General features: G+C 34.9%; 3 protein-coding genes and 1 tRNA gene. All 4 read right to left on the reverse strand.

From position 1 onward, the window contains the following. Window positions 1-6,933, reverse strand: a 6,933-nt coding sequence (locus CBD51_000575) for a hypothetical protein (GenBank protein RPG60664.1), incomplete at its 3' end; no start/stop codon positions are given. 285 nt (window positions 6,934-7,218) lie between these two features. Next, a tRNA-Cys gene (locus tag CBD51_000580) sits at window positions 7,219-7,289 on the reverse strand. A gap of 53 nt (window positions 7,290-7,342) precedes the next feature. Continuing rightward, a complete protein-coding gene (gene folB, locus CBD51_000585; protein ID RPG60665.1) occupies window positions 7,343-7,705 on the reverse strand; it encodes a dihydroneopterin aldolase in 363 nt (120 codons plus the stop codon). Then, on the reverse strand, window positions 7,702-8,631 hold the full coding sequence (locus CBD51_000590) for a hypothetical protein (GenBank protein ID RPG60666.1): 930 nt from the start codon (window positions 8,629-8,631) through the stop codon (window positions 7,702-7,704). Before CBD51_000590 ends, folB begins: the two co-directional genes overlap by 4 nt. Between the last annotated feature and the right edge of the window lie 5 nt (window positions 8,632-8,636).

The raw sequence follows: 8,636 nt of genomic DNA on the forward strand, positions 1-8,636 counted from the left end.
ATATGCATCACTTCCTGCATCCCACTTAGTTACAACTAGTGTAGACTCAGTATTCATATCAGAATTCCATAGTTTGAATGTAACTTTCTCTTCAATTGCTAAACCATCTTTAGCAGTTGTTGTTAAGTCATCTCCCCAAACTGTAAGAGCGATGTTCTCACCAGTGAATGAAGTACTTCCAATCAATCTTCCTGATTCATCGTAAGCAGCAATCTCATCACCAACAACTGGCATCACCTCCCAAGCTGTTGTTGGAAGACCTATTGTCATATTATTTCCAGTGTTAGATGCTGTTTCATAATATACAGTCTTTTCTACTATTGTAACATCACTAGATGCAAATCTACCACCTGAAGGATAACTAAATGTTCCACTTGTCTCATTTTTTATTTGATAACCCTGACCAGGAGTCATTTCTTGAATTGTATTAATACCAAATAAAGGCCAATATACATTACCGAGATAATCTTTTAAAATACTTAAATTATTACTATCTACAATTGGAAGCATCATGTCTGCAGCATTATATGTTGTTTGATGCAAATAGCCAATTAAAAACCATCCTCCTGGTAGGCTTATATTGTAATTGGATGGTGTTAATTCACCTTGAATTACTAACTCATCATTAGCGCTCATTTTAATTTGATAACCTTCTCCTCTAACAATATTTTCAATTGTATTAATTGAGAATAAAGGCCAATATACATTACCAGACCAACTTTTGACTATATCTACATTATCAGCAACATCTGTTACTACTGATTCTATATTAGCATTTTCAGGATGAACAAATGTTGACCAATAACTCCAACCAATTGGTAGCGGAATAGTTTGAGTAATTGAACTTTCAGCATTTAAACTTAAAATAGCACTGAGACCATTACTAATATATGTGTCAGTATCTGGAACAGATCCATCTTCCAAGTAGGTTGCTGTTGCAACTAACTCTTCTTGAGTTTCATTGTCCCAAATTATCCACGTAAATTCTTCTCCAGTTTGAAACCCATTATCTTGTCCTTGTTCAGCTCCCCATGCAGGAATATTTACTGTGATTCCTGTCCATAATACCGAACCGCCACATACAAGTTCTCCATTTAGACCTGTATAAAAGACACCTATCCAATCTCCAATTGTTAGTGCTTCACCGTCAAATGTTAAATCTGCATATTCTGGTATGGCAATTTGATGATTTGCTGGTCCTGGTTCAATTGGGCCCCAAGGTCCATATTCACATGAATTATCATCAATATTTGCAGAAGAATCATAGTTTACAGCTAATATATCAGTACAACCTAGGTATTCGCATACTCCAGCATCCGTAGCATCTATGTTATAGTTGTCTGCCTCTTCATCTTGACATCCAATTATTTCATTTTCATCACAAACTAAATCTCCATCAATGTCATTTAAACAAAAACCAAAACAATCATATATTGGATCAGCGTCAGGTTCAGATACAGTAAATTCTACAGACATTTCACATCCATTTGAATCAATTACTATAGTAGAGTAATTACCAGCTGTGAATCCATTTAAATCTTCAGTTGTATAAGGGGCTGTACCTCCAGTTATTATTAGTTCTGCATAACCATCATTAAGACCATTACAAGAAACATCTGTTACGGATACAGTAGTTATTAATTCATCAGGCTGAGCTACAGTAAATGAAACATCAGTAGAACACCCATTTGCATCAGTTACTACTGTAGTATATGTACCAGTAAATAAATTGTTTAAATCCTCTGATATATATTCACCAGTACCACCACTTATAGATAGGATAGCGGAACCATCATTTTCTCCAAAACAGGAAACGTCTGTTACGGATACAGTAGCTACTAATTCATCAGGCTGAGATACAGTAAATAAGACATCAGCAGTACATCCGTTTTCATCAGTTACAGTAGTAGTATATACGTCAGCAGATAAATTACTTAAATCTTCAGTTGTGTATTCACCAGTACCACCGCTTATAATTAGGTTAGCTGAACCATCATTTTCTCCAAAACATAAGACATCTATTACTGAAACAGAAGCTATTAATTCATCAGGCTGAGACACAGTAAATGAGACATCAGTAGTACATCCGTTTTCGTCAGTTACTGTAGTAGTATATACGTCAGCAGATAAATTGCTTAAATCTTCAGTTGTGTATTCACCAGTTCCACCACTTATAGATAGGATAGCGGAACCATCATTTTCTCCAAAGCAAGAAACATCTGTTGTTAAAGCAGATACTATTAATTCATCAGGCTGAGATACAGTGAATGAAACATCAGTACTACATCCATTTTCATCTATAATTGTTGTTGTATAATCCCCAGCGGTTAAATCATTTAAGTTATTAGTTGTATATACAACTTCATTAACAATAATTGTCCCTGTCATACCATTAGCAGCATGAGATCCTACAGAACAATCATAATTATATACACCTGGAATATTAAACTGGTGAGTATATATTGTCGCACCAACACTACTTGTAGCAGGTGAATCAAAGGACTCAGGATTATTAAATGGTTCATTTGTAATTGAGTTATCAGCACCATTAACATCATGAAATCCCATATCATTAACCCAAGTCACAATATCACCTTGATTTATTGTAATACTTGAAGGGCTATAATAGAACATACCAGCACTGATTTGATGTGTTGTTGGTTCATCTTGTTGAGAACTTTCTAATAAGATATATTCACCAGTACCACCATTTATAGATAGGATAGCAGAACCATCATTGCCACCATTACAAGAAACATCAGTTACTGAAACAGTAGCTATTAATTCATCAGGTTCTGATATAGTGAATTCAACTGTTGTTTCACAACCATTTGAATCAACTATTACTGTAGAGTAACTGCCTGCTGATAATCCATTTAAATCCTCAGTAGTATAAGGAGTTATCCCCCCCGATATTGTTAATTCTGCTAAACCATCACTTTCTCCATTACAAGAAACATCTAATACTGATACAGAAGCTTCAAGCAGCTCAGGTTCAGTAACATTAAATGAAACTTCAGCAGTACATCCATTTGAATCAACCACAAAAGTAGAGTAACTGCCTGCTGATAATTCATTTAAATCTTCAGTAATATAAGGAGCTGTTCCCCCTGATGTTGTTAATTCTGCTAAACCATCACTTGCTCCATTACAAGAAACATCTATTACTGATACAGAAGCTTCAAGTTGCTCAGGTTCAGTAACATTAAATGAAACTTCAGCACTACACCCATTTGAATCAACTATTACTGTAGAGTAACTACCTGCTGATAATCCATTTAAATCCTCAGTAGTATAAGGAGCTGTTCCCCCTGATATTGTTAATTCTGCTATACCATCACTTCCTCCATTGCAAGAAACATCTGTTACAGATGCAAATGCAGATAATATATCTGGTTCAGATATAGTAAATTCAACTGATGTTTCACATCCATTAGCATCCAATACTGTTGTTGAGTAGGTTCCTGCCTCTAAATCAGATATACTAAGTCCAGAATCTGTACTACAAGCACCATTAATTAAGTCTATACCCGATAAACCATTACAAGAGTAAGTATTGTCACCAAAACTCATATTAGTTGTCGCTGGAATAGAGTTACCAGTTTCAGTATCATATATATACCATGTGTACACTTCTCCTGATTGAAATCCATTGTCTAAGCCAGCTTCAGATCCCCAAGCTGCAATAGATGTTACAGTACCCGTCCATTCAATATAGCCACCACAGGACAAAATTCCGTTATTGTTTGTGTAAAATACACCAATAAGATCTCCTTCTGTTAAGCTAGATTCATTAACAACTGTATTGATATCAGCTGGTAATAAAATTGTGGCATTACAATCTGTATCTGGAGTTTCCCAAATTAATATATTATCGCAAGATTCTAATTGACCAGCATTTGTGTAAGGAGCTATTCCGCCTGAAACTATTATTTCAACTGAACCATCATTACCGCCATTACATGAAACATCTATTATAGATGTAGAAACAGATAATGAATCTGGTTCTGAAACAATAAAGTCTACTGAAGTTTCACATCCATTAACATCACTTACTATAGTTGTGTATAATCCTGCATCTAAAGAAGATAAATCTTCAGTAGAGTAGGGGGTGTTTCCTCCAGAAACTATTAGTTCAGCTGAACCATCATTACCTCCATTACATGAAGTGTTGTTAACAAAAACTGAAACTGACAATATTTCGGGTTCTGATACTATAAATTCTAATTCTTGACTATCACAATCACTTTCATCAACTATAGTAACTGAATAAGTTCCTGCTAGTAAATTATCTATACTTTCAGATATTTCTCCATTTGACCATACTAATGTATAATTGCTTGTTTCTCCTAATACATTTAGGTTAATTGCACCATCTGATTCACCAAAACATGTTACATTTGAAATATTGCTACTAATTTCAAGTGGGTAAATACATGAATTATCTTCAGTATTAGCATTAATATCATAATTACAAGCAGCCTCATCTAAACATCCTAAAATAATCTGATTTGATAATAATGAAATCCCTGATAAACCATTGCATGAATATAAGTTACTACCAAATGAATACTCAACTAATGGCATTGATATGATCTGGCTTGTTGTTATATCGTATACTGCCCATGCATATTCCTCTCCAGTTTGAAATCCATTATCTTCACTAGCCTCAGAACCCCATGCAGCTATAGAAGTTGTTTCTCCATTCCATAGTGCTCCACCACCAAATGCAAATTCTCCATTTTGATCGGTAAAAAATACGCCAATCCAACTACCAGATGAAAGAGGAGTACCATTAATATTAATATTTGCATCTCCAGGAATTAAAATAGTTGCATTACAATCTGTATCAGGTTCATTTCCAAAAGGGCTAGATTCACAAGACCCATCATTTATTATTGCAGTTGAATCATAATTAAATGCTTCTGAATCTGTACATCCACTACAAGTACTATTATCTCCACCACATTCACCACATTCATCAAATACTGCTGTTGATCCACAAATATTATCACAACCAGATGGAGCAACCTCTCCACATCCACATCCTAAATCTATATTGCCACTACAATCACATTCACCTTCTAAAATACCTTCTCCACCACAAACACCACATTCATCAAACTCTAAACATGAACCATCATTAATAGTAGCATTAACATCATAATTACAAGCAGTTGAAACTGTACAGCCTGCACAAGTTCCAAAATCACAATCGCCTGGTGTATTTGCTATTGAATCGTAATTACATGCCCCTTCTTCCATACAACCAATTATAACTTCAATACAAGAACTATCGTTAAAGCATGCATCTGAATTGTAGTTGAATGCCTCTGGTTCTGTACATCCAGCTATATAACAACAAGATTCATTATTTGTATTTGCACTTGAATCATAATTAAATGCTGTTGAATCAGTACAGCCTTCCACTATGGCAATACATGAAGCATCATCAAAGCATGCTGTTGAATCATAATTGAATGCGTCTATATCAGTACAGCCTCCAATATAACAACAAGAACCATCATCTTCCTCTGCATTTTCATTATAATTAAATGCTGTTGAGTCAGTGCATCCAGGAATAATACCAAAAGCAGATAATGAAGCTAGGCCAGAAAGACCATTACAAGAATAGCTATTATCACCAAAACTCATTTGAATTTCTAATGCAGCTATTGATTCTTCAGTGGATATATCATATATATACCAAATATATTCTTCTCCAACCTGAAAACCATTATCATCACCAGCTTCAGACCCCCAAGCAGCAATAGAAGTTACATTTCCTGTCCATTCAGCATACCCACCTAATGATAAACTACCATTAGAATTAGTATAAAATACACCTATTAAATCACCTATTGATGGAGATTCACCATTAATTATAATATCAGCTTCTGCTGGTATTAATATGGTGGCATTACAATCAGTATCAGGAGCATCGCCCCAATCAACATCTTGCAAAGGATATTGGCAGTCTTCAGCAACATATGTTGCACCTTCACAAGCATCTCCAGAATAATTAAGAGCACTTGGATCTGAACAGCCACCAGACATTATAACACAAGTTCCGTTATCATTATTTGAAGCTGCATTATAATTCATCGCTATATCACACATACATCCAGAAATAATACATGAACCATCATCCTCAGTAGCAAAAGAATTATAGTTGTCAGCATCTGAATTAGTACATCCTAACACTGGGCCTGAGTCTCCACCACAGGCGTCACAGCTTTCTGGACAAGCATCAGCAATTGTCATTCCATTCCACTCTCCACTACATGTAAAAGCTGTAATTGCTGTAGCACAACCAAATGGTGCCATTGCATCATCATCATCCTCACAAGTTGCACAGTTATCACAACTCGAAGGACAAGCATCAGCAACTGTCATTCCATTCCACTCTCCACTACATGTAAAAGCTGTAATTGCTGTAGCGCAACCAAACGGTGCCATTGCAGCGTCGTCGTCATTACAATCGCTTTCTACCGCAACACTAAAAGACAACACTTGACCAAAACCATTATTTTCAAACACGTCAGTAAAAATTGCCGATGTGTTCATTTCAGCAGCTAGATTAATATTTACATCATCCGAAGCATCGTACATTATCCAAGTGAGATCTTCACCACCATCAAATCCATTGTCTGAACCCTCAGCTTTCCAAACAGCAACTGCAAGTTGGTCAGAAGCGTATATGGCAGCTCCACCACACTGAAGCTCGTCAGAGTCATTAGTGAAAAAAGCTCCAATAATATCACCATCGTCCATTACAGCATCTAGAACATCATTAGAAATTTGAATAATCATGTTTCCGTCAGTTATGGAATAATCAAAATAATCTTGATCAAAATCATTTTGCGCAAAACTAAAAGAACAACACAAAAAAAGGAAGAGAGATAATAATCTCGTAAAGAATAAATTTTTCATAGCTACTAATTTTTAAGAATTTGGGGTATAATTTTTTTCATTTTTTAATACAAAATATAAAGGTCTCAACACAACCTAATGCGCTGAAAATCAACTTGTTATAATTTAATAAGCAGGAAAACGAGCACAATATGGGGGCAATCCTACGACTTCAAGTTAATTATTTTAAATTAAAAAAACAAAAGAAAATTGTTAATTTTTTGTTAATAACTTTATTATTATATCTGGACCTAATTTAGAAAGAGTATAGGCGATACCAAATACTTATTGAACCTATTATAAAAGAGGTCGGAACCGGATTCGAACCGGTGTAGATGGTTTTGCAGACCACTGCCTAGCCACTCGGCCATCCGACCTGAATTTAGACTGCAAACATAATAAAAAAAGTTATACAAAATAAAATTGCGCTTTATTGCTGACGTCGTTCAACAGTGTACTCGACAGATTTAACAAGTTCATTCATAGGGGGAGAAATTTTAATTACTGTCAACCCCGCAAGTTCTATGTGCGGCCATTTATTGATTATCTTTGTGATAATTCGATCTGCAACATGTTCAATTAGCTTAGATGATTTTGACATCTCCTTTGCAGCTAAATCAGTAAGTGCAACATAGTCAACCGTATCAAATAGCGAATCCGTCTTTTCAGCTTTTGAAAAATTACCTTCAACCCAAATATTTAACTTATACTTTGATCCTATTTTATTCTCTTCATTATAGCAACCGTGATAGCTATACAAAATTAAATCCCGAATTAAAATTTTTCCCACTATACAATTGTATTTAAAGCATACTTAATGCGACCTTGAACTTTGCTTGATCCAAGTAATTCCATCACAATAAACAGTGATGGACCTGCTATTTTACCGGTAACCGCAATTCTTAACATTGGCATGATTTTTCCAAAACCTAAATTATTTGATTGTAGATAGTTTTTAAAAACTAACTCTATATCTTCTGCCACAAACTCTTCAAGAGCCACTAAAGAGTCTAAAATATTGTTTAAATGAGGGATCATCTGTTTATTCCATTTTTTTTCAATAGCTAATGAATCAAAATCAATTTTTTCATTGAAAAAACATGATGCTTCATCAAAAATATCAGACACGAAAACTGCCCGATCTTTAACCAATGAAATAACCTTTAATATAAATTCTTTTGAGAAATTATTTAATATAGAATCATCTTTTAATATCAACAACTCAAATAAATCTGTATCCGATTTAAGCCTTAAATGCTGTTGATTAAACCACTTCGTTTTAGTGTAGTCGTATTTTGCACCTGACTTACCTACTCGATTTAAAGAAAACGCCGAAATTAACTCTGTCATTGAAAAAACTTCTTTATCAGTTCCTGGATTCCATCCTAAAAAAGACAACATATTAACAAATGCATCACTTGAAAAGCCCTTTTCACGATAACCAGGAAACACTTCACCTTCTTGAGAGGTCCAATTAATTGGGAATACGGGAAAACCTAATCTATCTCCATCTCTTTTACTTAACTTTCCGTTTCCATCAGGCTTTAAAATTAACGGGAGGTGCGCAAATTTAGGGGCTGATTTCAACCATCCAAAACAGTCGTATAAAAAAATATGTAGTGGCGCTGAAGGAAGCCACTCCTCTCCTCTAATAACGTGAGTGATTTTCATGCTTCTTTTACTTTTTCTTTTGCCATTTTTACTGAACGTATCAATCATCTAAC

It is taken from the genome of Flavobacteriales bacterium TMED191 (genome assembly GCA_002171975.2).
Classification (GTDB): domain Bacteria; phylum Bacteroidota; class Bacteroidia; order Flavobacteriales; family TMED113.

Bases quoted from the DNA above. Each gene is read 5' to 3' on its own strand.
- CBD51_000590 (RPG60666.1), bottom strand. From the start codon at position 8,631: ATGATTGATACGTTCAGTAAAAATGGCAAAAGAAAAAGTAAAAGAAGC.